Origin of the sequence: Halorussus marinus (assembly GCF_004765795.1) — an archaeon.
Classification (GTDB): Archaea; Halobacteriota; Halobacteria; order Halobacteriales; family Haladaptataceae; genus Halorussus; species Halorussus marinus.
In genome coordinates this window covers 298,570-323,645 of sequence record NZ_SBIV01000001.1, presented here as the reverse complement: position 1 = coordinate 323,645, position 25,076 = coordinate 298,570, and the positions used below count along the sequence as shown (strand labels likewise).

Here is a 25,076-nt window from a genome sequence, read left to right as displayed (position 1 = left end):
CCGTGACCGACGACGCCTCGCTCGACCCCGGCGACCACACGGTCGACGAGCTCCGAGAGGCGCTGACCGACGTCGAGAGCCCCGCGGAACTCGACGCCGCGCTGGCGGCCGAGCGGGAGGGCAAAGACCGCAAGACCGCCCGCGAGGCCATCGAAAAGCGGATCGACGAGCTGGCGGCCGAGGCCGACGACGAGCCCGCCGACACCGCCTCCAGAGAGGACGAGGAGGGCGCCCCCGAGGCGACCGACGACCCGGACCGGGACGAGGACGCGCCCGACGAACGCGACTACGCCACCGAGAACCAGACCAAGGACAAAAAGCACGTCCGGGCGCTGAAGGGCGGACAGTACCGCGACATGTGGGTGTACTGCGAGACGCAGGGCGGCGAGCTCCGGGACGTCTCCAAGGAGATGCTCGGGAAGGCCCGCGAGCTGATGGACGCGTACAACGCCGACTACGACGCCGACGAGCGAGTCGTCGGCGTGCTGGTCGGCGACGGGTCGGTCACCGACCTCACCGACGACGTGATCGCGTACGGCGCGGACGTGGCGATCTACCGCGAGGACGACCGGCTCGAACGCTTCCGGCACAAGCCCTACGCCGAGATCGTCGCCGACATGGCCCGCGGCGGCGCCGAGCCCCCGAACTGGGCGACCGGCGACCCCGGAACTGCGCCCGGCGCCGACTGGCGCGAGTACGACAAGCCCCGGTACTTCCTGTTTCCGGCGACCAACAACGGCCGGGACCTCTCGGCGCAGGTCCAGGCCGAACTCGACTCCGGGCTGGCGAGCGACTGCTCGGGGCTGTTCATCGAAGAGGAGCTGATTTCGAACCCGGTCAAGACCGGCGAGCCCGGCGAGAAGGTGGAGTTCGAGCGCGTGCTCCACATGAAACGCCCCGATTTCTCCGGGTTCGAGTACTCGACCATCCTCTGTCTCGACAACCCCGGCCGGGAGTTCCACCCGCAGGGGTGTTCGGTGATCCCGGGGAGCTTCGACGTGCCCGACCCCGACGACCGCGAGGGTGAGGTGATCGAGCACGCGGTCGGGCTCCGCGAGGAGTGGTTCCGGGTCGAGGTGACGGAGTTCGATCGCCTCGACTCCGGCGTCGACCTCACCGGCCACGACGTGGTGGTCGCGCTCGGGCGGGGGATCGGCGACGACCCCACCGAGGGGATCGAACTCGGCCTCGATCTGGTCGACGCGTTCGACGACGCCGCCCTCGGCCTCTCGCGGGGCGTCGTGACCGCCTCGTACGGCGTCGACGGGCACGTCGAGGAGTACGTGGCCGAGGAGCGCCAGATCGGCGAGACCGGGCAGGCGGTCGAACCCGACCTGTACGTCGCGGCCGGCATCTCCGGGGCGGTCCAGCACAAGGTCGGGATGGACGACTCGGACACTATCGTCGCGATCAACACCGACCCCGACGCCCGGATCCGGGACTTCAGCGACTACTTCATCGAGGGCGACCTCTTCGAGGTGCTCCCCCGCCTCACCGAGTCGATCGAGGCGGGCGAACTGACGATTCAGGCGGAGGCAGACGATGACTGACGACTACGAACACTACGAGGCGGTCGTCGTCGGGGCGGGTCCCGGCGGGGCCGCGGCGGCGGCGACGCTGGCGCGCAACGACGTGGAAACGCTGGTCCTCGAACGCGGCGTCGAGGCCGGGTCGAAGAACGTGAGCGGCGGGCTCGTCTACGCCGAGGAGTCGGCGCCGTACACGCTCTCGGACCTGTTCCCCGGGTTCCGGGAGGCGGCGGCCGAGCGACCGGTCACCGACTACTACCTCCACAACGTGGCGGGCGACCGGGTCAAGACATTCGACATCACCGACCTCCACGACCACGACACCGAGTGGTCCGAGGCGGTCTTGCGCCGGACGATGGACTCGTGGCTCGCCGAGCGGGTCCACGAGCTGACCCGCGAGACTGGCGGCGGCCTGCTGACCGACGTTCGGGTCGAGGGTCTCCTCCGGGAGGGCGGCGAGATCACCGGCGTGACCTGCGAGGAACTCGACCCCATCAGGGCCGACCTCGTGGTCGCGGCCGACGGCGTCAACTCCGAGCTCGCCCGCGACGCCGGGCTGATGGACTGGGAGGAGCCAGAAGAGTGGTTCCAGGGGGTCAAGGCCGTGGTCGACGTCCCCGAGGACGTCATCGCCGAGCGGTTCGGGATCGGCGACGACGAGGGCGAGGCCCACCTGTTCTCGGGGGACCTGTTCGAGGGCGTCCGGGGCGGCGGGTTCGTCTACACAAATCGCGACTCGCTGTCGATCGGCACCGTCTTTCACTTAGATAGCCTCGTCGCCGAGGACGCCGAACCCCACGAACTGCTCGACGAACTGCTCACCCATCCCCTGCTCGCAGAGTGGCTCGACGGCCACTACGACGAGGTCGAGTACAGCGCGAAGCTCGTTCCCGATTCGAAGAAGGTCGCCCACCCCGCGCCCCACCGCGGGCGCCTGCTCGCGGTCGGCGACGCCGCCGGCCAGATGCAGGCACAGGGGCCGATAATCAAGGGGATGAACCACGCCGTGACCGCGGGCGCGCTCGCCGGCGAGGCGTTCGCCGAGGCGAAACTGCGCAACGATCCCGCGAGCGCCGGCGACCTCTACGAGCGCAAACTCCGCGAGGAGGGCGTGATGGCGAAGCTCCGCCCGCAGGGGTATCGCCTGACCAGCGCGCTCGGCGAGCGCGAGTCGGTGACCGACCTCGCGGATGCGGTGCTGACCTCGGGTGTCGGCCGCCGGGCGATCCGACTGCTCGGCGATCGACTGGAGGGCCTCTACTCGTCGCCGATCCTCTCACAGATCGTGCCCGACACCCGGACGCCGTACGTCACGATGCCGACCGTCATCGCCGAAGAGCTCGGCGAGCGCGTCGACGCCGATCCCGACTACGAGCCAAAGAGCCTGCTCGACCGCATCGGCGACCTGACCTACGACACCGACGTGGGCGACCCCCACATCGAGCTCCGGGACACCTCCGCGGCCGCCAGCGGCGCGGCGGTCGCGGCGTGTCCGGTCAGCGCCCGGGACTTCGGGGGCGGGTGCTACCGCGAGGAGACCCGAAAGACCAACGGCCACGAGGAGACGGTCGTGAGCCTCGACACCCAGCCCTGCGTCGAGTGTGGCACCTGCGCGGTGGTCGCCGACACCGAGTGGGAGCACCCCCGCGGCGGGAAGGGCGTCGAGTTCAGGCAGGGATGAGCCAGTTCCGCGACCGGATCGGCGCGCTCGCAGACCGGGCGGCGGCCGACAGGGCGGCGTTCGACCCGCCGGCCGACCCGCCCGACGAGGAGCGGGCGCTCGGCTATCTCCGAGACGGCGTCGGCGACGTCGTCGCCTGCTACGTCGACGCCCGGACCGGCGACCTCGTCGGTCTCGACCGCGAGGAGATGGCGCTGTTGGAGCGGGCGCTCAACGACTGGCTGGAGCTGTACGCCCGGTGTCACGGCCGGCGAATCGACGCCGAGTTCACCGCCAGAGAGATCGCGGACCTCGTCGTCGACACCCGCGATCTCGTCGACGCCGCCCAACTGCTGACCGGGGTTCCGCCCCGAGAAACAGTTAAGTGAGTGCGAACTGTTATCATTAACCATGCAGTTTTCGGAGAGCCTCGATTTCGACCACGACGACAGGAAACGCATCTACGAGTACGTCGAGCGCCACGGCGAGGTCGGCGCCGAGGAGGCCCGCGAGCGGCTCCGGGTCGATCCCGGCGGGTTCCGCCACCACGTCGCGATCCTCAAGCGCGACGGCTACCTCGAGGAGCGCGACGGCCGCCTCCGGGCGGCGTTCGACGCCGGGGCCACCGAGGAGTACGAGGTCGAGGGCTTCGAGTTCGCGATCCGGCCCGCCCGACAGGAGGACCTCTCGGGCATCGTCGGCGCGATCCGGCGGGTCGCCGAGGAGCGGACCTACATCGTCGCCGAGAGCGTCGCCGACGAGATCGACCACGACGAGGCGTTGCTCAGACACAACGAACTCGAGTCGCGGATGTTCTTCGTCGCCACCGTCGGCGACGGCGAGACGCAGGCCGGCTCGGACCGGCCGGTCGGGGGACCGGGAGACGACGTCGTCGGGTGGGTCCACCTTCACGCCCCGGAGCTCGACAAGCTGGCCCACACCGCCGAGCTCACCGTCGGCGTCCTCGACGAGTATCAGGGCCACGGGGTCGGGAGCCACCTGCTCGCCCGCGGGCTGGAGTGGGCGGGCGCGAACGGCTACGAGAAGGTCTATCAGAGCGTCCCTTCGACCAACGAGGACGCGATCGCGTTCCTCGAAGGCCACGACTGGGAGACCGAAGCCGTCCGGGAAGACCACTACAAGATCGACGGCGACTACGTCGACGAGGTGATGATGGCGGTCGAGCTGTAGGCGAACATACTTATTCTCGGTGAGATAATCGCCAGTATGGAGACCCGCCGAGTGGCCGCCCTCCTCGTAGTGGTCGGACTCGCAGTGCTCGCCCACCCGGTGTACCTGTTCGCCCACCACGGTCAGGCGTCAGCGTTCGTCCACCAAATCGACGAGGTGCAGGGCGAGCCGATCACCGACGACGCGGTCGCGTACGCCGACCTCCCGCCACGGGCCCGGCGCTCGATCGACGCCGCGCTGAACGGCGAGTCCTCGACCCTCTGGCGGGGCGACCACGACGCCGCCATCGAGGCGCTCCGGGACGCCGAGTACGTCGAGCGCGAGGGCACCTACTACCGGTACTACCTCGCGTATCACGGCGGACTCCTGACCGGGATCGGAACCGCGGCCCGCGTGTTCCTGACCGCGGTCGGCTCGCTCGCGCTCGTCGCGGGCGCGTCGGTCGCTCGGACCGGCCGCCTCGTCCCGCTTTCCCCGCGACGCGCGCTCGCGGTCCCGGTCGTGGCGGCGGTCGCGGTCGCGGCGACGAACGCCTACGACGTGGCGCTCTCGGGCGCGTCGGCGGCGTATCTCCTGCCGGCCGAGGCGTTCGGACCGATCGCGCTGTTCGGGGTCGCGGCCGGGGCCGCGCTCCGGCGCGACGACTGGCGAGCGCTCGGAGCGACCGTCGGACTCGGGGTCGTCGCGTCGCTGGCGGCGTTCGCCGCCGGCGCGAGTCCGATAGTCGCGGGCATCGTCGGCGCGCCGATCCTCGGTCCGGCGGTCCTCTTTGGCTTCCTGCTGACGGCGCCCCGATCGCGGGTCGCGTCGGTCGAGGAGGCGCCGACATCGGCCTGAATCCCACGCCGGCCGCGCCGACCGGCCGGCGGTCGCGTGGTACTCCCGAATCTCGCCGTCTTCGACGTTCGCGGTCCAGTCTTCTATCTCGACGCCGCTGATGTCGTCGACCGTCTGGCTCGCCTGCCGGAACGCTTCCTCGGCGGCGTCCTGCCACGATTCCTCGGAGGTGCCGAGCACCTTGATGATCGTGACTGCCGTCGTGGCCACCGGTGGTACGACGAGGGGGTGTAGCTTCTTGTGGCCGCGTCGGCCGACCGACGGCTAAAGCGTTCGCGAGAGTCGCTTACGAGTCGGTGTCGTCGCCGTCGTCCGACTCCTGTTCGGACTCGGCGGTCTCCTCGGCGGTGTCTGCGGTCTCCTCCATCCGGTCGGCCGCGGCCTCTCCGCCCTCCTCGACCTGCTCGGACGCCGCCTCGCCGCCGGATTCTATCGACTCGGCGACCGCCTCGCTCCCCTCTTCGACCCGGTCGGCCGCCATCTCGCCCGTCTCGCGGACGCGGTCTGCGGTCTCGCCCGCGACGCTTTCGGTCCGATCCGCGGCCTCGCCCGAACGATCGGTCGTCTCGTCGGCGGCCGACTGGACGCCGCCGGTGACCCGGTCGAGCGCGTCGCCCGTCGACACCGACCGCCGTCGGAGCGCGTAGCCGATGCCGGCCACGAGCCCGAGGAGGAACACCCGCGAGAGCGTGCTCGGGCCGCCGCCGTCGCGTTCGGGAGTTCCGGTCTCCGAGTCCGCGGCGTCGATCGCCGACTCTGCGCGCGTCTCGGCCGCATCGAGCGCGGATTCGGCGCGCGATTCGACCGCGCCGACGCTCGCGTCGCCGAAGAACCGCTCGACGACCGGCCCGAGGTCGACGACGAGGTACGGCCCCCTCGACTCTCCGTCCGCGGTCGTCTCCATCTCGCTCCGGTCGGCCACCGCCGAGACGGCTCCCTTTACCGATTCGGTCGTCGTTTCCGTCCGATCTCGTGTCGTGAATCTACTCATTTTGTCTCCCTACGGGTGTCCTAACAGCGACGCCGTCGAAAAGGGATGTGGCCGGACGGCCGCGTCGAGCCGGCGCGGGGGTCGCTCGGCTCGAGGTCGATCCGCGGAACCGAAAGGCAATTCCCGGACACGCCGGTAGCTTCCCGCATGATTTCCATCGCGCTGGCGGGCAAGCCCAACGCGGGCAAGTCCACCTTCTACAAGGCCGCCACGATGGCCGACGTGGACGTGGCCAACTACCCGTTCACGACCATCGACGCCAACCGCGGGGTGAGTTCGGTCCGCACCGACTGCCCCTGTCTCGAACGCGACGAGCGGTGTGGCGACGAGCACTGCCGGGCCGGCAAGCGCTACGTCCCGATCGAGTTGCTCGACGTGGCGGGGCTGGTCCCCGGCGCCCACGAGGGCCGCGGGCTCGGCAACCAGTTCCTCGACGAACTCACCAACGCCGACGCCATCGTCAACGTCGTCGACGCCTCGGGCGGGACCAACGAGGAGGGCGAGCCCGTCGAGGTCGGGACCTACGACCCGGTCGAGGAGGTCGACTTCATCGAGGAGGAGATGGACCAGTGGCTCGCCGGCATCATCGACCGCAACTGGGAGACCGTCGAGCGCCAGTCCCGATCGCCCGACTTCGACGTCGACGACGCGCTCGCGGAGATGCTGACCGGGTTCGGCGCGACCGAGGCCGACGTGGCTGCCAGCCTCCGGGACCTCGACTACCCCGAGGACCCGATCCAGTGGACCGACGACCACCGCGAGGCGCTCGCTCGCGACGTGCGCGCCCGGACGAAGCCCATCATCCTCGTGGCGAACAAGGCCGACGTCGCGCCGCCCGAGAACATCGAGCGCCTGAACGAGACCGGCAAGCCCGTCATCCCCGCCACCGCCGAGGGCGAACTCGCGCTCCGACAGGCCGCCGAGGCCGGCGTCGTCGACTACGACCCCGGCGACGACGACTTCGAGATCGTCGGGGACCTCTCCGACGAGCAGTCGGCCGGCCTCGAAAAGATCCGAGAAGTGATGGCCGAGCGGGGCGGCACCGGCATCCAGGCCGCGCTCGACCACGCGGTGTACGAACTGCTCGACCGGATCACCGCCTACCCCGTCCAGAACGAGACCCGGTGGACCGACGCGAAGGGCAACGTCCTGCCCGACGCGTTCCTCCTCCCGCGGGGGTCGACCCCGACGGACCTCGCGTACGCCGTCCACTCGGACATCGGCGACGGCTACCTCCACGCGGTGAACGCGAAGACGAACCGCGAGGTGAGCGAGAGCTACGAGCTCGAAGAGGGCGACGTGATCAAGATCGTCAGCACCGCGAGCTGAGCGCTCGCGTTCGCCACCGACCGGCGGGTATGCGGTCGCGGGGACCAAGCGACCCACCGATCTCTCGGAATCCTTACGCGGGCGTTTTTGCGACTCGGCGGCGTCGGTGCGTGACATGACGTCCGTCGACCCAGACCTCGTCGAACGCATCGCCGGCCACGACGATTACTTCTCGGCCAAGGAGCTGATCCGGTTTCTCGAACGCCACCACCCGGTCGAGGGATCGGGCCTCTCGCGAGAGCTCGTCGAGGCGTACGCCGAGGCGCTCGACTACGACCGCGAGCGATTCGAGACGTCGCTCGAGGACCGACTGACCGACTCGCGGAGCTGGCGGCCCGGCGAACGCCTCTACGACGTCGACGGGGCTGTCAGCATCTACCCGGCGTCGTGGCACGAGCGACTCGCCGACACCACCGACCTCGCGGCGTTCGTCGACGTGATGTTAGAAAGCGTCCGCGCCCCCGAGGGCGTCGAGATCGACCGCGACCGGCTCGGCATCGCTCAGGACGAACTCCTGACCGCGGTCGAGATCATCGCGGGGCTCGACAGGAGCGTCGCCTCCAGACTGCTCCGCGAACAGCGCCTCGACGGGTCGCTCGTCCTGTACGCCTTCCAGAACCCCGAGGAGATCGTCCGGCTCCCCGAGGAGTGACTCACCCCTCGAAGAACGACGCGAGCCGGTCGCTCACCGCCTCGGGGCGGTCGTTCTGGAGCCAGTGGGTCGCGTCGGGGAAGTGTTCGACCCGGAGGTCGGGCACCCACCGCTCTAGGCCCCTCGACAGCGCCGTCCCGAGCGCCGGATCGTCGTCGCCCCACAGCAGGAGCGTCGGGACCCGAACCGTGCGGTCGGGCCGGCCGCCGCCGATCAGCGTCCGCGCCTCCTCGCCGAGGCCCTCGCGGAACGCCGCCCGGTAGTAGTTGATCGCGGCGGTCAGCGCGCCGGGGCGACTCGCCGCCCCGCGGTAGCGTCGGAGATCGGTCTCGTCGAAGGTGTCCGAGCCGGCGGTGTCTCGGAGGAGCCTCGCGACGCCGGCTCCGTCGCGCGCGCCGAGCGCGAACTCGGGCACTCCCGGGAGCTGAAACGAGAGGGCGTACCACGACCGGCGCCACTGGTCGGGGTCGCGGGCCAGCGCCTCCCGGTAGCGTCCGGGGTGGGGCGCGTTCAGGACCGCCAGTCGGTCGACGACCTCGGGTCGACGGATCGCGGTCTCCCACGCCACCACGCCGCCCCAGTCGTGGCCCACGACCCGGGCCGACGCCGCCTCGCAGTGGTCGATCAGCCCGGCCACGTCGTCGACCAGTTTCTCGATGCGGTACTCGCTCACTCCGCGGGGCTTCTCCGAGCGGTTGTACCCGCGCATGTCCGGCGCGACGACTCGATAGCCGGCGTCGGCGAGCGCCGGGATCTGATCGTGCCACGAGTACCAGAACTCCGGGAAGCCGTGCAACAGGACGACGAGAGGGTCGTCGGGGTCGCCCGCCGCGACGTAGTGGAGGCGCACGTCGTTTGCGAGAGCCTGCTCGTGAGTCCAGGGGCCTCGAATGGTCATACCGGACAGAGGTCCCGCAGCCGAAAAAAGATTGAGCCTCTCGGTCGGGTATCCGCGCCGCGGTCTACGCTTCGGTCGTGGTCTCGCCGTCGCCCATCGCGTCGCCTTCTTCGGTCGTCATCTCCTCGCCTTCTTCGGTCGTCATCTCCTCGCCTTCTTCGGTCGTCATCTCCTCGCCGTCCTCGGCCATCCCGCCGTCCTCGACGGTCAGGAAGCCGACGTCGATGACCGGGAGCATCTCGACCGTGTAGGGGTCGTCAGCTTCGGGGAAGGTGTAGCGCTCGTCGTCGTTCGTGTCCTGATGGGGCATCGCCACCAGCGGCTGGCTCTCGTTGATCGACCGGTTCAGCTCGACGGTGACGTTCTCGTGGGTGCCGGCCTCGAGGTAGGTCGAGTTGCCGACGACCGGACCGACCGAGACGTTCTCGGGGTCCTCGTACGACGACGCCGTGACGTTGTCCGCGAGGTGGATGGCGATGAATCCGCCCTCGGGGAGCATCGTCTCGTTGACGACGAGTTCGGAGCCGTCGGTGGTCTGGTTCGTCAACGTGACCGTGGCGTTCTCGGCCATCTCCTCGCCCGCGGCCGTGGTCTCCTCACCGTCCATCTCCTCGCCTTCGGTCGTCGTCTCTTGGCCTTCCTCGGTCGTGTCTTGTGCCATCGGCGCCGCACCCATCGCTCCCATCGACATACCGACCGCGAGGAGCGCGACGAGCGCGACGAGTGCTGTCTTACGAATCATTGCACGACGGGCCACGCCGCGTGCGGAGAAGAAACGGACCCACCGTTCAGAACGTGAACGTTGACGTACCGCAGAGTTCAGAACGTGAATGCGGGCGTACCGCCGAGAAACGATCCTTTTCGGAGCCGTAACGATTGATACGGCCGTATACGCCGAGATTAGGGTCGTTCGGCCCCGACGGACCGACCGGATCTGTCGGGCGGCTATGCGGGGCCGAGAGCGCCCGACCGGTCACCCGCCGAGGGGTCGGAACCACACCGCCACCAGCAGGAGCGCGAGGAAGACGTACGACCCGCGGACGAGAAGCATCGTCGCCACCGTCGGGTCTGCCCGGCGGGCGATCGCGGCCACGGCGCCGAACCCGGCGACCGCGGCGACGCTACTCGGCGGGAACACCGCGAGCGCGGCGAACCCGACCACGAGCGCGAGCGCCCCGATCATCAGGCCGAACGCCGCGGTCCGGGCCCGCTGGGGCCCGAGCGCGACCGCCACGGTCGTCTTGTCGATCGAGCGGTCGTAGTCGAAATCCTGCGCGTCGTCGATGACCTTCACGCCCGAGAGCAACACGAGGAAGACGGCGGCGAACGCGATCGGGACCGCCCCGAGCGCGCCGGCCTGCGCGTAGAACCCCCCGAGGATCGCCAGCGCGATCCCCAGCGGATAGCCGGTGGTGGCGGTCACGGGGTTGGTGTCCAACTGGGGAGCGTGGTGGTAGCCAACCAGCCACGTCGGGAGCGTGAGCAGGGCCGCGATCGGCCCGACGATCAGCCACAGGCCGGCCGTGCAGGCGAAAAAGAGCCCGCTGGCGCCGGCGAGCGCGAGCCGACACCCCCGCTCGCTCAGCGGGTGGTCGTCGTCCTCGCCCCGGACGTAGAAGTCGACGTAGCCGTCCTTGACGTGGGCGGTGTAGACGGCGGCGAAGATGGCCGTCGCGTGGAGGACGCCCGGGACGGGCGCGAACGTCCCGGCGAGCACCCCGCCGAACAGCGAACACGAGACCGGCGGGAGCATGAACACGGGGTGGACCTGGGAGGCGAGCGCGCGTGTCGCGGGAGCGACGCCGGACTCCCGGCGCGAGATGGGCATGGGCGCCTAGACGGAAGCGAGCGGGATAAAATCTCAGGGCGAGTCGGCGCTCACCGGACGGCTCGGGTCGCCTCCGCCATCACGTCGAGCGCCTCGCGGATCTGGGCCATGTCGGTTGCGTACGAGATGCGGGCGTACCCCTCCCCGCGGTCGCCGAACGCCTCGCCGGGCACCACCACGACCCCGCGGTCGATGACCTCGTCGACCCAGCCGTCCGGGACCTTCGGCATCGCGTAGAAGGCGCCGGAGGGCGTCGGGGTTTCGAGGCCCATGTCGGCGAGGCCGTCGAGCAACACGTCGCGGCGCTCCTCGAAGGCGGCGACCATCTCGTCGACGCAGTCCTGCGGCCCCGAGAGGGCGGCCTCGGCGGCGAACTGGGCCGGGGCGCTCGCACACGCCTGGGCGTACTGGTGGACCCGGAGCATGCGCTCGATCCGGCGCTCGCTGGCGGCGACCCACCCGAGCCGCCAGCCGGTCATCGAGTAGCTCTTCGAGCAGGCGTTGACGACGACCACGTTGTCCGAGTCGGCGTACGCCATCGGCGAGCGGTGCTCGCCGTCGAAGACTATGTGTTCGTACACCTCGTCGGAGATACACAGCACGTCGTGCTCGTCGGCGATCCGGGCGAACTCCCGCATGTCGGTCTCGGTCTGGACCGCCCCGGTCGGGTTCGCCGGGCTGTTGACCACGAACGCCGCGGTGTCGTCGGTGAGCGCGTCCTCGACCGCCGCCGGGTCGAGCGTGAGGTCCTCGCGGAGCCCGACCGGCACTGGTTCGCCGCCCGCGAGCCGGGTGAGCGCGTCGTAGGAGACGAAGCCCGGATCGGGGAAGATCACTTCGTCGCCGGCGTCGAGGTGAGCTTCGAGCGCGATGTGGAGCGCCTCGCTCCCCCCAGCGGTCGCGATCAGGTTCTCGGGCGGGACCGAGAAGTGGTTGTCGCGGTCGTGCTTCGCGCTGATCGCCTCCCGGAGCTCGCGGGTCCCCTTGTTGGAGGTGTAGGCGTCGGTGTCGCCGGCCTCGATCGCCTCGATCGCGGCTCGCCGGGCGTGGTCGGGCGTCGGGAAGTCGGGCTGGCCGAGCCCGAGGTTGATAGCGTCCTCGCCCGCCGCCTCGAACACTTCGCGGATGCCGCTGATCGAGACCTGTTCGACCCTGTCGGAGAAGTCCGTCATGTCACGACGTGTGTCGGCACGCACGATAATTGTTGGTGGTTCTCGGGGATGCCCGGCGCGCGCTCGGCCGGGTTCGCCGGCAGTCGTCGTTATAGCGGTCGCGCCGTGAGCGAACACAGTGAGCGAGCGGACCGAGGAACCATCGACTGAGCGTCCGAGCGACGCGAGGACGCGAGGGAGGTGGTGACGACGAGTTTTTGATCGAGCGTTTGCAAGGGCGGCGCGTTCGGGCGCCGCCCGCAACAAAAGGTCGCTAGGAGAGCCGCGCCGCGATGTCGGCCTCGGTGATGATGCCGACGGTGTTGCCCCGCTCGGTGACGATGACCGCCTTGTTGTGGCCGAGGTCGGTGCTGATCTCGTCGAGAGTGGCGTTCCGGGACTTGGTGGGAAAGCCCTCGCCCATGTACTCGCTGACCGGTCGGTCGCGGGCGTCCTCGTCGACGCTCATCAGGTCCTCGAAGCTGATGGAGCCGACCGGGACGCCGTCCTCGATGACCGGAAGCTGGGAGTAGCCGGCGTCTTGCATCTCGCTCACGGCCGAACTGACCGAGTCGGTGGGCGCGACGCTGACGACCTCCTCGTGCATCAGGTCGTCGGCGCGCACGATGTCGCCCTCAGATTCGTCGAGCGCGCCGACGATGCGCCGGAGCGTCGAGAGGCGCGGGTCGACGTCACCGCCCTCGATGCGGGCGATCAGCGGCTGGGAGACGCCCGCGCGGTCGGCGAGTTCGCTCTGGGTGAGTCCGAGCTCCGTCCGACGGTCTCGGACGTCCTGAGGCGTCGGTAGTTCCATACGATCGGATAACCACGGGTTATAGATAAAGCTTCGGTCTGCTCTCCGAGCCGCCGCGGGCGACCGGACGCTTACTCGTCGCCGCCCAGTTCGATCTCCTCGTCTTCCTCGTACTCGATCGTCTCGACGACTTCGAGCGGGACGTCCCGGAGCGCGCCGCCGACCTCGCTCTTGGCGATGCGCTGGGCGTGTTCCTCGCCCTCGGCGTTGAACACCTTCATCTCCAACAGCAGGCCGACGAGCGAGGTTCCCGCCGCGATGAACGCCGAGTCGAACGGTTCGCCACACGCGGGACAGCCCGTGGCGCCCACCTCGACCTCGACGTAGTCCATGCTCTGGTCGTTGAGCCGCTTGCCGGCTTCGCTGACCGCCACGCCGATGGCGTCGTCCACGTCCTCGACGTCTCGAACCAACCATGCCGCCTCCATCGCAACGAGGTAATTGCTCATACGTATCAGTGGTGGCGCGCCATGTCGTGCTTTATGGTTTGGCCGCGAGCCGTCGGTCGCGGCGCGCGCGGTGCGGACGTGAGTTCGATAATTCTCATAAGTTATGCGTACGCCGCCGGTCGCCAAGTCCGTGCCTACGACTGGGCGTCCCGAACATCCATCCTCGTTGGGCGGAGTGCAACTGGCGTTGAACCGCAAGACTGCGCCGGGCTAAAACGCCGATAACGACCATTATATAACTGAAGAATCAGAAATGCTTTTATGTAGGGTCGGTCGAGCCTCGCACGAGGACGCAGTCCAATGCCCACTCGGATTCACCGCGCGGCCGTGTTCGCCCTGTACCAGTTGAGCGTCGCAATCAGCATCTGTCTCATGCCCATGGCGCTGCTCGCCAAGCAGGCGGGAGTGACCCTTCCCGCCCACCGGCTCGTCGAGCGCTTAGAGCGCGCCTACGACGCGGCCGCCTGAGGCGGTCCGGCGGTCGATTTTCGTCACCCCTGCCTCGATAGCGGTCGCGCCGCCCGGGCCGATCCGGCGGCGAAGCCGGGCCAATCCGCCCGAAGGGTTGGTTTTATCAGTGCAGACGGACTAGGGGCTCCCAATGCGTAGCCCAATGCACGGTTCCGAGTTCTCCCGGAACGCCGCACGCTTCGACGGTACCGCGACGAACCCCTACGAGCCCGAGCTCGGCTCGCTCCCCGAGCGGTCCGTCGACACCTCCGAGATCGAGGAGCTCAAGACCGGGACCACCACGGTCGGCCTCACCACCAGCGAGGGCGTCGTGATGGTCACCGACCAGCGCGCCAGCCTCGGTAACATGGTCTCTTCGAAGACCGCCCAGAAGGTCGAGCAGATCCACCCGAACGGCGCGCTCACCATCTCGGGCGGCGTCTCGGCGGCCCAGTCGCTGATCCGCACCCTCGAAGTCGAGAACAACCTCTACGAGACCCGGCGTGGCAAGGACATGAGCATGGACGCCCTCTCGACGCTCACCAGCAACCTCCTCCGGTCGGGCGCGTTCTTCATCGTCGTCCCCATCCTCGGCGGCGTCGACGACGAGGGCGGACACGTCTACTCCTTCGACGCGCTCGGCGGCGTGACCGAGGAGACCTACAGCGTCTCCGGGTCGGGGTCGCAGTTCGCGCTCGGCGTCCTCGAACAGGAGTACGACGAGGAGATGGGCCAAGACGAGGCCCGCGAGGTCGCGGTCCGCGCGCTCAAGAGCGCGGTCGAGCGCGACACCGCCTCGGGCAACGGCATGTGGCTCGCCGAGATGACCGGCGAGGGCGTCGAGATCTCGGAGTTCGAAGACTACGACGACGCGATCTAAGACGACCGATTCCTGCGTCTTCCTGAGCGGAGCGACCGAAGTCGTTCGAGACGGCAGAGTCGTTTGGGCGGTCGGCCCACGAACGCGTCGCTCTTGCAACCGTTCGATCGAAGACACCGGGAGAGCGAGGCTCTCCCGGGCCTGCGTTTGTTTTGTTCGCGCAGACGCGGCGCTCGTCCCCGCGGTCGTCTCTCGCGGTCGGATAGCCGACGCACACGGTGAGCAACAGTGGGAACTCAGAGTGCCCCGTGGCGATGGTTCCGAATCCGGCGTCTCTATCCAGAAGTAGCCACACACTGGGCGTTCAAACTCGGAAACTGCGGGAGGCGAATCTACCGTGGAGAGTCCCCTCAGCTATCGGGAGCGACCGTTCGACGGGCTGATAATCACCGGACAGTCAAAACCGGAATGTCCAGTTCATCGACGATGTAATCGCCGACCGGGCCGAAGATTTCGTCTCCGGCGTCCTGTTCGGTTTCACCCATCACAAGGAGATCATGGTTGCGAGCGGCTTGCCTCAGTTCGAATGCAACGTCACGTTCTGTTCGCACTTCTCGATTGATCTGAACGGACGGAATCCCGTTCTCTGTAAGGATCGAAGCCATCTCGTTTAACACTCTCTCACCCTCGGTTTCTCCCTCCGGATCATCCGGGTCCGCTATGTGGATGAGGCCAACTGAAATCAGGGCATCACGATCGATGATATTGAGGAGATTATCCATACGCTCTTCGGCATTACGCGTGTGCCGGGACGCGATCAGTACTTTCCCCAGCGTGTTTACGCCACCCGGGGTGAGAACCGCATCGACATCGTCACTTTCGGCGATTCTCTGGCGTGTCTCGACCGGGTCAGAGTCGAATTCGAGGTCGAACTCCGTCCGTACTCCTCGTTGTTCGAATCGTTCGGCCTGCTTTTGCAGTTCCGCCGTGAACGCGTCCTCGTACTCGGCCCGTGCCTCTTGAGCGGACTCGTCTTCGTCGAGGTGGTAAAATCCGACGAGTCTCGCGTCCGGGTATGCGAGATTGTTCAGGAACCCAGCGGTCGGAAACTCTGGATCGGGTAATTCGACGAATACGAGGACTGTTGGATGTTTCATACTGACTGTACCAGTAACATCAACCTAATACTTGTGATGTGCGTGACTCGACGCCAGCGCTACTGCCCTGGTGAATCAGTCCCTCCGTTCGACTCGCCTCATCCCAGAGATATGCGATGTTCTCGGTTTTCAGGACACGCCGTTCCTCGATGCGTATCGCGGTGTCGGGAGGCGTTCGAAGACATCGCGCTAGTAGGTGGTGATAAACTCCCCCTACTCCTCGCGCTCCATCGCCGTGTCGCCCCGGCCGACCCAGTCGGCGAAGCTCCCGTCGATGAGGGTCTCGGACTGGCGGTCGATGTACTCGCGTTGCATCCCACAGACCGCCGACTCGAAGTCCTCGCCGTCGTCGAGGCGCTCGCGGACGCGCGCCCGCTTCCAGCTCGCGGGCGTGACCCCGTGGCGGGCGCGCTGGCGGAGCGGCCAGAGGTACTTGGCGGCCTGCTCGTCGGTGAGTCCGCGGGCCTGAAGCCCGTCTTTCGCGTGGGCGAAGATGTCGGTGAACACCGTCTCGCGGTCGGTCGTCTCCTCGCCCGCGTTCGTGATCCAGTAGATGTCGGCGTCCAGACCATCCTCCATGGCGGCGTAGAAGTTGTCCTTCGCGACCACCCAGTCTAAGTGCCGAACCGGGTGCTCGCGCCGGAACGTCGATTCGAGGAGGCCGGCGAACGCCGCCTGAAACGCGATCGAGTCCCGGACGGTGGGCTGGGCCGCGATGGGGCGAAACTCGATGCGGGCGTTGGCGGCCGACCGCGTGGCCCCGCCGAAGACGGGCCGGACCCACCGCCAGTAGGTGCCGTGCTTGCGCCGGAAGTGGGCGAACTCGTCGTCGAAGCGATCGCTCGATTCGACCGGCATCGGCACGACGGTGCGGTCGGCGGCGATGCGCTCGATGGCCTGCTCGACGCTCTCGAGGTCCTCGGGGAACCGGACCTTGCCGGGCGCGTCGTCGCGGGCGTTCAGCACCGACTCGAACACGCCGACCCGGTGCTCGTCGTGGCCGTCGTCGAGGATCGCCGCCGGATCGGCGCCGTCGTCGTAGAGGCTCGGCGGGAAGAACGGAGAGTTGACCCCGAGCGCGAGCAGCGGCGCGGCGATCCGGAGCGCGTACTGGAAGTACGTCGGCAGGTCCCGGGCGTGGGGCACCTGATAGTGGGGCTGGATCGAGGTGATGAGGCTCTCTGGCATCACGGTGTCGGCGTCGAGGGCGACGTGCGGGGCGTCCAGACACATCCCCACGTCGGCGTCGGTGTTCGCCATCGCGTGGTAACGCACCGAGTCGCTCATGTTCGAGGCGATCCGGACTCCGCGATCGGTGACGCTGTCGAGGAGGTACTCTCGGGCGGTCTCGCCCGCCGGCGGGATGGTCCACATCGCGTCGCTGACCAGTCGCATCCCCTCGGCGGCGGTGCGGTCCTCGGCGGCCGAGAGCCGGGCTTTCACCTCCGACTCCTGGGAGGCGAGCCCGTGGGCGTTCAGCGGCTGGGGGCTGGTCGACATCTCGGCGTTGTGCAGTCCAAGCTCCTTCTCGAAGCCGATGAGTTCGAGGAGGCGTCGAGGCACCCGGTGTAAGGCGGCCGTCTCGGCGTCGACCGCGTAGAACTCGTACTCGAAGCCGATGATCGCCTGCGGGTTGTCGAACGTCCCCTCGTCGATCTCGGCCGCGATGACCTCCGCGTCCTCCTCGACCCGAGCCTGAAACGTCTCGGGGTCCACCGATCGCACGTCGTCGACCTGCGCGGCGAGGTCGGATTCGGACATACAGGCTGAATCTCACGCGATGGCCTTGAATCCACGGGCTCCGACTCGCATCCGTCGGTTCCGGCCGTCCTCGCGCGCGCCGAATCGGCCGAGTCGCCGGAGTTATGCCGGCTCGCGCCGACGCTCGCACATGGACGTTGCGATACTGGGCTGTGGCTACGTCGGGCTCGAACTCGGCCGCCGACTGACCGACGCGGGCCACCGCGCCGTCGGGGTCAGGCGCTCGGAGTCGGGGCTCGACGCCATCGAGTCGGCGGGCTTCGAGGGCGTCCGGGCGGACGTGACCGACCCCGAGTCGCTGGGGGCGGTCCCGGACGCCGACGCGGTCGTCTTCGCGGCCAGTTCCGGGGGCCGGGACGCCGAGGCCGCCCGCGAGGTGTACGTCGATGGGCTCCGGACCGCGATCGAGTCGTTCGGCGCGCGCGAATCGCCGCCCGACCGGTTCGTCTACACCTCCAGCACCGGAGTGTACGGCGACCACGGCGGCGACTGGGTCGACGAGGAGACGCCCCTCGATCCGACCACCGAGAAGACCGAGGTGTTGGTCGAGGCCGAGCGACTCGCCCGCGAACTCCCGCCCGAATACGGCGTCGACGGCACGGTCGCCCGACTGGCGGGCATCTACGGCCCCGACCGAACGAGGCTGGAGCGGTACCTCGACGGGCCGGTCACCGAGGGGTATCTGAACATGGTCCACCGCGACGACGCGGCCGGGGCGGTGGCGTTCCTGCTCGACTCCGACCTCGCACGCGGCGAGACGGTGCTGGTCGTCGACGACGAGCCGGTTTCGCGGTGGACGTTCGCCGACTGGCTCGCCGACGAGTGCGGCGTCGAGCGCCCGCAAAAGCGGACCGTCGAGGAGCGACTCGACGACGCCGACCTCTCCGAGCGGGCCCGGCGCCGGCTCCTGACGAGCAAGCGGTGCTCGAACGAGAAGCTCCGCGGGCTGGCCTATCAGTTCGCGTATCCGACCTACCGGGAGGGGTATCGCGACGAAATCGACCGCTTCCGGGCGGATCGGGCCTGAGATCCGGCGCGTTCATATCGGGAAAATTTCTTGTCGGTCGGCGTTGACAGTCAGGGACATGCAATCGCCGGTGTTCCCGGACCCGCGGGTTCGACAGCTCGTGCGCCTCGCGGAGTCCTACGGGCTGGACTCCCCCGAGCTCGCGGGGGCGGCGGCCCTCGGCGCGATCGCCGTGGTCGCGTCGGTGTGGCTGGTCGTCCGCTGGATCCGACGACCGATGGGCGTGCGGCTCAAACGCGCGCTCGCCGACCGCGAGTCGGTCGCGATCCTGATGCACCCCAACCCCGACCCCGACGCGATGGCCTGTGCCATCGGAGTCGCGCACCTCGCGGCCACGGTCGGGACCGACGCCACCCTCCAGTACGCCGGTCAGATCCGCCACCAACAGAACCGAGCGTTCCGGACGGTGCTCGATCTGGACTTCGAGCGGATCGACCACGAGCGCGAGATCGCCGACGACGTGGTGCTGGTCGACCACAACACGCCCCGCGGCTTCGAGGGCGCCGAAGGCGTCGAACCGTACGCGGTCGTCGACCACCACCCCGGGAACGGCACCGGCGAGGAGTTCACCGACCAGCGAACCGACTACGGGGCGTGTGCGACCATCGTCGCCGAGTACCTCGAAGACGTCGACGCGACGCCGGCCGATCCAGACGAGTCGCCGGGCGATGTCGACGGACTCGTCGTCCCCTCCGACGTCGCCACCGGCCTCCTGTACGGAATTCAGGCCGACACCAAACACCTCACCAACGGCTGTACCGACGCGGAGTTCGCGGCCGCGGCGTACCTCTATCGGGGCGTCGACGAGGACCTGCTCGATCGGATCGCGAACCCACAGGTCAGCGCCGAGGTGCTCGAAATCAAGGCCCGAGCGATCTCCGACAGGGACGTCCGGGGGTCGTTCGCGGTCAGCGACGTCGGGCGAGTCTCCAACGCCGACGCCGTCCCGCAGGCCGCCGACGAACTCCTCCAGTTGGAGGGTGTCACGGCGGTGGTGGTCTGTGGCCGCCGGGAGGAGACGGTCCACCTCTCGGGGCGCTCCCGGGACGATCGGGTCCACATGGGGAAGGCCCTCGAAGCCGCCGTCGGCGACATCCCCGGCGCGAGCGCGGGCGGTCACGCCCGGATGGGTGGCGGACAGGTCCCGGTCGACGGCGCGGCCTACGCCCACGGCGAGGAGGCGGCGCTGTGGTCCCAGACCGAACTCACCGGCGACATCTTCGCCGCACTCAACGGGGACGTGTAGCTACTCGACGACGACGCTCCCGACCATCCCGGCGGCCTCGTGGGGGATACAGAAGTACTCGTGAGTCCCCGTCGCCTCGAAGGTCCGGACGTAAGCCTGCCCGGACTGGACCGCGCCCTCCCCGTTCTCCCAGCCAGCCTCCGCGGCCGCCTGATCGTCGAAACCGCCGGACGCCCAGTAGTCGGCCCCCTCGGGGAGGTCGTCCTCGTACGCGGTGATCGAGTGGGGTTCGCCCTCGGCGAACGCGAAGGCCACCGTGTCGCCTCGCTCGACGGTCAGTTCGGCCGGGTCGAACGAGACCGCCGTCATCTCGACGACGTGATCGGCGTCCTCGGGGACGCCGTCGACGACGTTCGGGCCGCCGGTCAGTTCCGTCTCGGTGTCGCCCGACTCGCGCTCCCCGACCGGGGCCGCGTCGGGTGCGCCGGCGACCGCGAACTCGGCGCGGACCGCCGCGTCCGCGAACGCCGCGAGCGCGTCCGAGACGCCGCTCCCGTCCTCCAGCGCGTCGACGAGATCGCCGAGTCGGGCCTCGAACGCCTCGTAGGCCTCCCGATCGGCGGATTCGAGGCGCTCGTGGACCGCCGCTTGCTCGAACCCGGCGAACGCGTCGCGCGCGACGGTCGCGGCCGCGCCGCCGAAGTCGCCGCCGGCGTTCGCCACGACCGCGTAGATGGCGGCGACGGCCTTCTCGTCGAACGCCGTCGCCGCGGCGTAGGCGTCGCCGCTCTCGGTCGCGTCGCCGACCGCGGTCAGGCGGCGCTCGAAGGACTCGTACAGGTCCCGATCGGCGGCTTCGAGCGCCTCGTGGAAACCGCCGGCACCTCGCTCGAAGTGCTGGAACGTCGACTCGACGACCGACCGGGCGCGATCTGACTCTCCGAGCGCCGAGAGGCCGGCGGCGTCGAACGCCCGAGCGCTCATCAGCCCGCTCTCGGCGGCGCTGACCGTCGGCTCGCCGGCGACGATCGTCTCGAACTCGAACAGCGCGTCCTCGACGCCCGCGGCGTGCGTCTCGACGCCCTCGTCGTCGCCGTCTCCGAAGGCCGGGATCAGGCCCTCCCGGAGATGCTCGTGCTCGAAGGCCTCGTAGAGGTCCTCGCTCGCGCCTTCGAGCGCCTCGTGGACGCCCAGTTGGTCCGACTCGAAGCGCTCGAAAAGGCCCTGAGCGACGCTCTTGGCGGCCGCCCCGTCGCCGAGCGCGTACCGTTCGCGGGCGTCCTCGAACCGCGCCCGCAAGAACGCGGCCTGGAGGACGGCGGCCTGGGTCTCGGTCGCCAGCGACGAGACGCCGGTCCGGAGGTGGGTCTCGACCGCGTCGGCGGCGTCCCGGGCGGCCTCGGCGTCGCCGTTCTCGGCCGCCGCGGCGAGGTCCTCCAGCGCGCCCTCGAAGCCCTCGTAGGCCTCCTGATCGGCGGATTCGAGCGCCTCGTGGGCCTTCGCGCCCTCGAAGTGCGCGAAGATGTCTCGGGCGACCTGCGTCGCGCGGTCGGACTCCCCGCGGGCGGTCAGCCACGCGGAATCGTACGCCCGCGCCCGGTAGACGTTCAGCGCCGCCGCGTGCGCGAAGTCGGTGGAGGGCCCGCCCAGCGAGGCCAGCGCCCCGGCGTCGTAGGCCCGGGTCTGCATCGCGGCGAGGTAGCCGGCACCGGCCGCGGCCTCGCTGTCGGCGACCGCTGAGGCGCCGGTCGCCGCGGCGTCGAGGGCCGCGTCGGCACGGGCGCGGACGTCTTCGACTCGCTCGTCGGTCGCCGCGGCGTTCGCGCCGTCCAGCGCCGCCTCGAAGGCCTCGTAGCTCTCTCGGTCGGCCGATTCGAGCGCCTCGTGGGCATCGGCTTCCTCGAAGGCGTCGGCGGCGTCGCCAGCGACCGCGGCGGCGGCCTCGAACTCGCCCGCACCGGCGAGCGCGGCGGCCGTCGAAGCCCGCGACCCGAGCGCGAGCAGATCGAGCGCGGCGGCGTTCGCTTCGCCGGCGCGGTCGGCCTGTGCGGCCCCGAGGTGGTCGTCGACGAGGTCGGCCTCCACTCGCATCTCCTCGACGTTGCCCTCTCGGGCGCGCTGTCGGAGCTGGCCAAGCGCCTCCTCGAACCCCTCGTAGCGGTCCTCGTCCGTCGCTTCGAGCGCCTCGTGGGCGCCCCACTCGCCGCCGGCCCGCTCGAACTTCTCGAAGGCGTCGGCCGCGATCCGGGCGCTCGAATCGAACGCCCCGGCGAGCCCGATTCCGAGCGCGTCCCGGGCCAGCGCCCGGTAGACGTTCCACTCGGCCGCGACCGCGACCGCGGCCGGCTCCGGCGCGCTCGAGGCGTCGGCGTCCGTGGTCTCGGTCGCGGTAGTGCGCTCGCCCTCTTCGAGCATGCCGCTACACCCGGCCAGCGGGAGGCCGGCGATCGCCGCCGATCCCGCTTTCAACAGATCGCGTCGGTTCGTCGCCATACTGTTTTAGGCTTACCTAAATATTGAAAAACGTTCCGTTTTAGGCCAGCCTAAATACCGGCGAACGGGGTCGGGTTTCGGACGAACACCGCAGTCTTATCCCGGTAGCGGGGCTACCTCCGGGTATGGCCACCGCCGACGGCACGTACGAGTACAAGCTCCAGCACGGCGACGACTTCGGCCGAACGTACTTCCGGCGGTTCAACGACCTCGCGATCTCCTCGATCGGCGTCGGCACCTACCTCGGCGACCCCACCGACCCCGTCGACGCCCGCTACCGCGACGCGATCGAGACCGCGCTCGAATCCGGGATCAACGTGATCGACACCGCGATCAACTACCGGTGTCAGCGGAGCGAGCGCGCGGTCGGCCGGGCGATCGACGACGCCGACGTCGCCCGCGAGGCCGCGTTCGTCTCCACGAAGGGCGGGTTCGTCCCCTTCGACGGCGAGCGCCCCGACGACCCCGGCGAGTACGTCCGCCGGGAGTTCGTCGAACCCGGGCTGGTCGACCGCGAGGACCTCGCCCGCGGGAGCCACTGCATCGCCCCGGCGTTTCTCGACGAGCAACTCGACCGATCGCTCGAGAACCTCGGGGTCGAGGAGATCGACCTCTACTACGTCCACAACCCCGAGACCCAGCTCGAAGCCCGATCGCGCGAGGCGGTGTACGATCAGCTCGAAGCGGCCTTCACCCGCCTCGAGGAGCGCGCGGCGGCCGGCGACATCAGCAACTACGGGGTCGCGACGTGGAACGCCCTCCGGGTGCCCGGCGGCGACGACGAGTACCTCTCGCTACCCGAGATCGTCTCGCGGGCCCGGGCGGCCGCCAAGGCCGCCGAGAACACCGCGACCCACTTTCGGGCGATCCAGCTCCCGTTCAACGTGGTCATGGCCGACGCGTTCACCGTCGAGGCCCACGAGGGCCCCGAGGGACCCCAGAGCGCGCTCTGGTTCGCCCACGAGGCGGGGCTGAACGTGTTCACGAGCGCGAGCATCGCGCAGGGGGACCTCGCCGAGACGCTCCCCGACGACGTCGCCGACCGACTGGCCGGGGAGACGACCGTCCAGCGCGCGATCAACTTCGCCCGGAGCGCGCCGGGGGTGACCTCGTCGCTGGTGGGCGCGAGTCGCCCCGAGCACGTCGAGGAGAACGCCGCGGCGGGCCGCCACGACCCGCTGGGCGCCGACGCCTTCGACGCGGTGTTCGAGTAGCCGGCCGGTCGGCGGGTTCGGCTTTCGGAAGCTTTGACTGTCGGCTCCGAGTAGGCCCGAGCGTGTCTCGTGGCCGGGTCTTCGCGTCGATGTGTTCGCTGGTGTTCCTGGTCAACCTCGCCCGCGTGGTGTTCGCGCCCCTGCTGGAGCCGCTTTCGGGGGCGTTCGCCCTCGACGAGTCGACGGCGGGGCTGATCGCCACCCTCGCGTGGCTGGGGAGCGCCACGCCTCGCATTCCGACCGGCTACCTCCTCACCCGCGTCGAGCGCCACCGGGTCGTGCTCGGGACCGGCGCGGTCCTGACCGGCGCGGCCCTGTTCATGTACGCCGCGAACTCCGTCCCGATGCTCGCGGTCGGGGCGTTCCTGATGGGAGTCGCCAGCGGCGCGTACTTCATCGCGGCCAACCCCCTCGTCTCGGAGCTGTACCCCGGCAGAGTCGGCCGGACGCTCGGCATCCACGGGATGGCGAGTCAGGTCGCGGCCGTCGTCGCGCCGCTTTTCGTCGGCGCGGTGCTGTTGACCGCCTCGTGGCGCGAGGTGTTCGCGGTGGTCGCCGCCGTGGCGGCCCTCGCCACCGCGGGCTTCTACTGGACGGCCCGACGGACGGACCTGCCCGACGCCGGGAGCGCCGACCGCAACTTCCTCGCGGCCGCCCGCAAGCAGTGGCCCATCATCGTGACCGGCGTCGCGCTATTCGGCGCGAGCGGGTTCGTCTGGAACGGCTTTTTCAACTTCTACGTCAAGTACGTCACCGCCACGAAGGGCGTCACCCCCGGGACCGCCAACACCCTGCTCACGGTGGTCTTTGGGGCCGGCGTGCCCGCGTTCTGGGCGACCGGGCGGCTCGCCGACCGGCTCCCGCACATCCCGCTCATTCTGGCGATCCTCGGTGGGTTCGTCGCGTCGTTACTCGCGCTCACCGCGGCTCAGGGAGTCCTCGCCATCGCGGCCGTGACCGCGGTGCTCGGCTACGTCGTCCACAGCCTCTTTCCCGCGCTCGACACCTACCTGCTCGACTCGTTGCCCGACCAGAACCGCGCCAGCGCCTACTCGCTGTACAGCGGTCTGGTGATGATCGTCCAGGCGATGGGAAGCGTGGTCATCGGCGCGCTCGTCGACCGGGGATTCGCCTACGACGCCGTCTTCCGGACGTTCGGCGCGGGACTGATCGCGATACTCGCCGTGCTGGTGGCCCTCTACGCGCTCGATTGGCTCCCGGAAGGCGGTCGGGACCCGACGGTTTCCTCGGGGGATTAGAACGCGCGACGACAGGCCTCGACCGTCGTCGGGATCAGCGTCGGGTCGGGATCGAGACCGACGAACACCGCGACCTCCTCGTCCCAGCCGACGACGTTGATTCCGTCCTCGAAGATGCGCGTGGTGAACTCCAGGGACCCCAGCGGCGGGAACAGGTCGGTCTGGCGCGCCTCCGAGATGTGTTCGAACACCATCTCCTCGAAGATCTCCTCGCGCATGTCCTCGGAGTAGGTCTCGTCGATGTTGTCGCGGATGTAGACGATGCTGTACTCGCGATCTGTCAGATCGCCGACCGCGACGGTCCTGAGGCCGTCGCCGACGTCGGTCTGCAATGCCTCGGTGAGTTCCGTCGGAGCGAGCGCGTCCATAGCCGAGAGGTG

General features: G+C 69.3%; 24 protein-coding genes and 1 pseudogene. 13 read left to right on the top strand and 12 right to left on the bottom strand.

The window, feature by feature from the left end:
* Positions 1 to 2: 2 nt before the first annotated feature.
* The 5 genes from EPY72_RS01725 to EPY72_RS19760 are packed head-to-tail and all read left to right on the top strand — an operon-like array spanning position 3 to position 5,217.
* Positions 3 to 1,550, top strand: a complete 1,548-nt coding sequence (locus tag EPY72_RS01725) for an electron transfer flavoprotein subunit alpha/FixB family protein (protein ID WP_135805370.1) — start codon at positions 3 to 5, stop codon at positions 1,548 to 1,550.
* A complete protein-coding gene (locus EPY72_RS01720; RefSeq protein ID WP_135805369.1) occupies positions 1,543 to 3,210 on the top strand; it encodes an FAD-dependent oxidoreductase in 1,668 nt (555 codons plus the stop codon). The genes EPY72_RS01725 and EPY72_RS01720 overlap by 8 nt, the downstream gene beginning before the upstream one ends.
* The gene (locus tag EPY72_RS01715) at positions 3,207 to 3,578 is read left to right on the top strand and encodes a DUF8055 family protein (protein WP_134670699.1); all 372 of its coding nucleotides are present in this window, start codon (positions 3,207 to 3,209) and stop codon (positions 3,576 to 3,578) included. Before EPY72_RS01720 ends, EPY72_RS01715 begins: the two co-directional genes overlap by 4 nt.
* Positions 3,579 to 3,600: 22 nt before the next feature.
* Complete coding sequence (locus EPY72_RS01710; protein ID WP_135805368.1) at positions 3,601 to 4,380, top strand: GNAT family N-acetyltransferase; 780 nt, start codon at positions 3,601 to 3,603, stop codon at positions 4,378 to 4,380.
* 36 nt (positions 4,381 to 4,416) lie between these two features.
* The gene (locus tag EPY72_RS19760; RefSeq protein ID WP_168215977.1) at positions 4,417 to 5,217 is read left to right on the top strand and encodes a DUF7979 domain-containing protein; all 801 of its coding nucleotides are present in this window, start codon (positions 4,417 to 4,419) and stop codon (positions 5,215 to 5,217) included.
* A gap of 90 nt (positions 5,218 to 5,307) precedes the next feature.
* On the opposite strand, the pseudogene EPY72_RS19755 reads toward EPY72_RS19760, so the two are convergent.
* Positions 5,308 to 5,397 (bottom strand): annotated as a pseudogene (locus tag EPY72_RS19755) (dodecin domain-containing protein); the annotation flags it as partial.
* 106 nt (positions 5,398 to 5,503) lie between these two features.
* Complete coding sequence (locus EPY72_RS01700; protein ID WP_135805367.1) at positions 5,504 to 6,208, bottom strand: prolipoprotein diacylglyceryl transferase; 705 nt, start codon at positions 6,206 to 6,208, stop codon at positions 5,504 to 5,506.
* A gap of 147 nt (positions 6,209 to 6,355) precedes the next feature.
* Here EPY72_RS01700 and EPY72_RS01695 point away from each other — a divergent pair, with 147 nt between their 5' ends.
* Positions 6,356 to 7,537, top strand: coding sequence for a redox-regulated ATPase YchF (locus tag EPY72_RS01695; protein WP_135805366.1), 1,182 nt, complete (start codon positions 6,356 to 6,358; stop codon positions 7,535 to 7,537).
* 115 nt (positions 7,538 to 7,652) lie between these two features.
* On the top strand, positions 7,653 to 8,189 hold the full coding sequence (locus EPY72_RS01690) for a hypothetical protein (protein WP_135805365.1): 537 nt from the start codon (positions 7,653 to 7,655) through the stop codon (positions 8,187 to 8,189).
* A gap of 1 nt (position 8,190) precedes the next feature.
* Here EPY72_RS01690 and EPY72_RS01685 read toward each other — a convergent pair whose 3' ends face one another.
* From EPY72_RS01685 to EPY72_RS01660, 6 genes are all read right to left on the bottom strand, one after another.
* Positions 8,191 to 9,087 carry an alpha/beta fold hydrolase gene (locus EPY72_RS01685; RefSeq protein WP_134670706.1) on the bottom strand — a complete coding sequence of 299 codons (897 nt, stop codon included), beginning with the start codon at positions 9,085 to 9,087 and terminating at the stop codon, positions 8,191 to 8,193.
* 64 nt (positions 9,088 to 9,151) lie between these two features.
* On the bottom strand, positions 9,152 to 9,829 hold the full coding sequence (locus tag EPY72_RS01680; RefSeq protein ID WP_135805364.1) for a DUF7282 domain-containing protein: 678 nt from the start codon (positions 9,827 to 9,829) through the stop codon (positions 9,152 to 9,154).
* A gap of 231 nt (positions 9,830 to 10,060) precedes the next feature.
* Positions 10,061 to 10,915: a UbiA family prenyltransferase gene (locus EPY72_RS01675; RefSeq protein ID WP_134670708.1), complete on the bottom strand. Its 855-nt coding sequence runs from the start codon at positions 10,913 to 10,915 to the stop codon at positions 10,061 to 10,063.
* A gap of 50 nt (positions 10,916 to 10,965) precedes the next feature.
* Positions 10,966 to 12,087: a pyridoxal phosphate-dependent aminotransferase gene (locus EPY72_RS01670; protein ID WP_135805363.1), complete on the bottom strand. Its 1,122-nt coding sequence runs from the start codon at positions 12,085 to 12,087 to the stop codon at positions 10,966 to 10,968.
* Between the two features lie 253 nt (positions 12,088 to 12,340).
* Positions 12,341 to 12,880, bottom strand: coding sequence for a CBS domain-containing protein (locus EPY72_RS01665; RefSeq protein WP_134670710.1), 540 nt, complete (start codon positions 12,878 to 12,880; stop codon positions 12,341 to 12,343).
* A gap of 71 nt (positions 12,881 to 12,951) precedes the next feature.
* Positions 12,952 to 13,329, bottom strand: a complete 378-nt coding sequence (locus tag EPY72_RS01660; protein ID WP_134670711.1) for a DUF555 domain-containing protein — start codon at positions 13,327 to 13,329, stop codon at positions 12,952 to 12,954.
* A gap of 300 nt (positions 13,330 to 13,629) precedes the next feature.
* Between EPY72_RS01660 and EPY72_RS19160 the strand changes: the two genes are divergently transcribed.
* Entirely contained in the window at positions 13,630 to 13,797 is a 168-nt protein-coding gene (locus EPY72_RS19160) for a hypothetical protein (RefSeq protein ID WP_167599436.1), read from the top strand.
* A 133-nt stretch (positions 13,798 to 13,930) separates the two neighbouring features.
* A complete protein-coding gene (gene psmB / locus EPY72_RS01655; protein ID WP_134670712.1) occupies positions 13,931 to 14,659 on the top strand; it encodes an archaeal proteasome endopeptidase complex subunit beta in 729 nt (242 codons plus the stop codon).
* A 386-nt stretch (positions 14,660 to 15,045) separates the two neighbouring features.
* Here psmB and EPY72_RS01650 read toward each other — a convergent pair whose 3' ends face one another.
* Positions 15,046 to 15,756, bottom strand: a complete 711-nt coding sequence (locus EPY72_RS01650) for a universal stress protein (protein ID WP_134670713.1) — start codon at positions 15,754 to 15,756, stop codon at positions 15,046 to 15,048.
* Between the two features lie 213 nt (positions 15,757 to 15,969).
* Positions 15,970 to 17,517, bottom strand: a complete 1,548-nt coding sequence (locus EPY72_RS01645; protein WP_135805362.1) for a glutamate-cysteine ligase family protein — start codon at positions 17,515 to 17,517, stop codon at positions 15,970 to 15,972.
* A gap of 130 nt (positions 17,518 to 17,647) precedes the next feature.
* On the opposite strand from EPY72_RS01645, the gene EPY72_RS01640 reads away from it, so the two are divergent.
* The gene (locus EPY72_RS01640) at positions 17,648 to 18,544 is read left to right on the top strand and encodes an SDR family oxidoreductase (protein WP_135805361.1); all 897 of its coding nucleotides are present in this window, start codon (positions 17,648 to 17,650) and stop codon (positions 18,542 to 18,544) included.
* 58 nt (positions 18,545 to 18,602) lie between these two features.
* Complete coding sequence (locus EPY72_RS01635) at positions 18,603 to 19,790, top strand: DHH family phosphoesterase (RefSeq protein WP_135805360.1); 1,188 nt, start codon at positions 18,603 to 18,605, stop codon at positions 19,788 to 19,790.
* On the opposite strand, the gene EPY72_RS01630 is transcribed toward EPY72_RS01635, so the two are convergent.
* Complete coding sequence (locus EPY72_RS01630) at positions 19,791 to 22,223, bottom strand: DUF5059 domain-containing protein (protein ID WP_135805359.1); 2,433 nt, start codon at positions 22,221 to 22,223, stop codon at positions 19,791 to 19,793.
* A gap of 125 nt (positions 22,224 to 22,348) precedes the next feature.
* Between EPY72_RS01630 and EPY72_RS01625 the strand changes: the two genes are divergently transcribed.
* Entirely contained in the window at positions 22,349 to 23,437 is a 1,089-nt protein-coding gene (locus EPY72_RS01625; RefSeq protein WP_135805358.1) for an aldo/keto reductase, read from the top strand.
* A gap of 62 nt (positions 23,438 to 23,499) precedes the next feature.
* Positions 23,500 to 24,696, top strand: coding sequence for an MFS transporter (locus tag EPY72_RS01620; RefSeq protein WP_135805357.1), 1,197 nt, complete (start codon positions 23,500 to 23,502; stop codon positions 24,694 to 24,696).
* Here EPY72_RS01620 and EPY72_RS01615 read toward each other — a convergent pair.
* On the bottom strand, positions 24,693 to 25,064 hold the full coding sequence (locus EPY72_RS01615) for a DUF7522 family protein (protein WP_134670719.1): 372 nt from the start codon (positions 25,062 to 25,064) through the stop codon (positions 24,693 to 24,695). The genes EPY72_RS01620 and EPY72_RS01615 overlap by 4 nt on opposite strands.
* Between the last annotated feature and the right edge of the window lie 12 nt (positions 25,065 to 25,076).

What these genes read in the sequence shown, in the direction of transcription:
- EPY72_RS01720 (WP_135805369.1), top strand. Translation starts at nt 1,543, where the DNA reads ATGACTGACGACTACGAACACTACGAGGCGGTCGTCGTCGGGGCGGGT.
- EPY72_RS01715 (WP_134670699.1), top strand. Translation starts at nt 3,207, where the DNA reads ATGAGCCAGTTCCGCGACCGGATCGGCGCGCTCGCAGACCGGGCGGCG.
- EPY72_RS01710 (WP_135805368.1), top strand. Translation starts at nt 3,601, where the DNA reads ATGCAGTTTTCGGAGAGCCTCGATTTCGACCACGACGACAGGAAACGC.
- EPY72_RS19760 (WP_168215977.1), top strand. Translation starts at nt 4,417, where the DNA reads ATGGAGACCCGCCGAGTGGCCGCCCTCCTCGTAGTGGTCGGACTCGCA.
- EPY72_RS01700 (WP_135805367.1), bottom strand. Translation starts at nt 6,208, where the DNA reads ATGAGTAGATTCACGACACGAGATCGGACGGAAACGACGACCGAATCG.
- EPY72_RS01695 (WP_135805366.1), top strand. Translation starts at nt 6,356, where the DNA reads ATGATTTCCATCGCGCTGGCGGGCAAGCCCAACGCGGGCAAGTCCACC.
- EPY72_RS01690 (WP_135805365.1), top strand. Translation starts at nt 7,653, where the DNA reads ATGACGTCCGTCGACCCAGACCTCGTCGAACGCATCGCCGGCCACGAC.
- EPY72_RS01685 (WP_134670706.1), bottom strand. Translation starts at nt 9,087, where the DNA reads ATGACCATTCGAGGCCCCTGGACTCACGAGCAGGCTCTCGCAAACGAC.
- EPY72_RS01680 (WP_135805364.1), bottom strand. Translation starts at nt 9,829, where the DNA reads ATGATTCGTAAGACAGCACTCGTCGCGCTCGTCGCGCTCCTCGCGGTC.
- EPY72_RS01675 (WP_134670708.1), bottom strand. Translation starts at nt 10,915, where the DNA reads ATGCCCATCTCGCGCCGGGAGTCCGGCGTCGCTCCCGCGACACGCGCG.
- EPY72_RS01670 (WP_135805363.1), bottom strand. Translation starts at nt 12,087, where the DNA reads ATGACGGACTTCTCCGACAGGGTCGAACAGGTCTCGATCAGCGGCATC.
- EPY72_RS01665 (WP_134670710.1), bottom strand. Translation starts at nt 12,880, where the DNA reads ATGGAACTACCGACGCCTCAGGACGTCCGAGACCGTCGGACGGAGCTC.
- EPY72_RS01660 (WP_134670711.1), bottom strand. Translation starts at nt 13,329, where the DNA reads ATGAGCAATTACCTCGTTGCGATGGAGGCGGCATGGTTGGTTCGAGAC.
- EPY72_RS19160 (WP_167599436.1), top strand. Translation starts at nt 13,630, where the DNA reads ATGCCCACTCGGATTCACCGCGCGGCCGTGTTCGCCCTGTACCAGTTG.
- psmB (WP_134670712.1), top strand. Translation starts at nt 13,931, where the DNA reads ATGCGTAGCCCAATGCACGGTTCCGAGTTCTCCCGGAACGCCGCACGC.
- EPY72_RS01650 (WP_134670713.1), bottom strand. Translation starts at nt 15,756, where the DNA reads ATGAAACATCCAACAGTCCTCGTATTCGTCGAATTACCCGATCCAGAG.
- EPY72_RS01645 (WP_135805362.1), bottom strand. Translation starts at nt 17,517, where the DNA reads ATGTCCGAATCCGACCTCGCCGCGCAGGTCGACGACGTGCGATCGGTG.
- EPY72_RS01640 (WP_135805361.1), top strand. Translation starts at nt 17,648, where the DNA reads ATGGACGTTGCGATACTGGGCTGTGGCTACGTCGGGCTCGAACTCGGC.
- EPY72_RS01635 (WP_135805360.1), top strand. Translation starts at nt 18,603, where the DNA reads ATGCAATCGCCGGTGTTCCCGGACCCGCGGGTTCGACAGCTCGTGCGC.
- EPY72_RS01630 (WP_135805359.1), bottom strand. Translation starts at nt 22,223, where the DNA reads ATGGCGACGAACCGACGCGATCTGTTGAAAGCGGGATCGGCGGCGATC.
- EPY72_RS01625 (WP_135805358.1), top strand. Translation starts at nt 22,349, where the DNA reads ATGGCCACCGCCGACGGCACGTACGAGTACAAGCTCCAGCACGGCGAC.
- EPY72_RS01615 (WP_134670719.1), bottom strand. Translation starts at nt 25,064, where the DNA reads ATGGACGCGCTCGCTCCGACGGAACTCACCGAGGCATTGCAGACCGAC.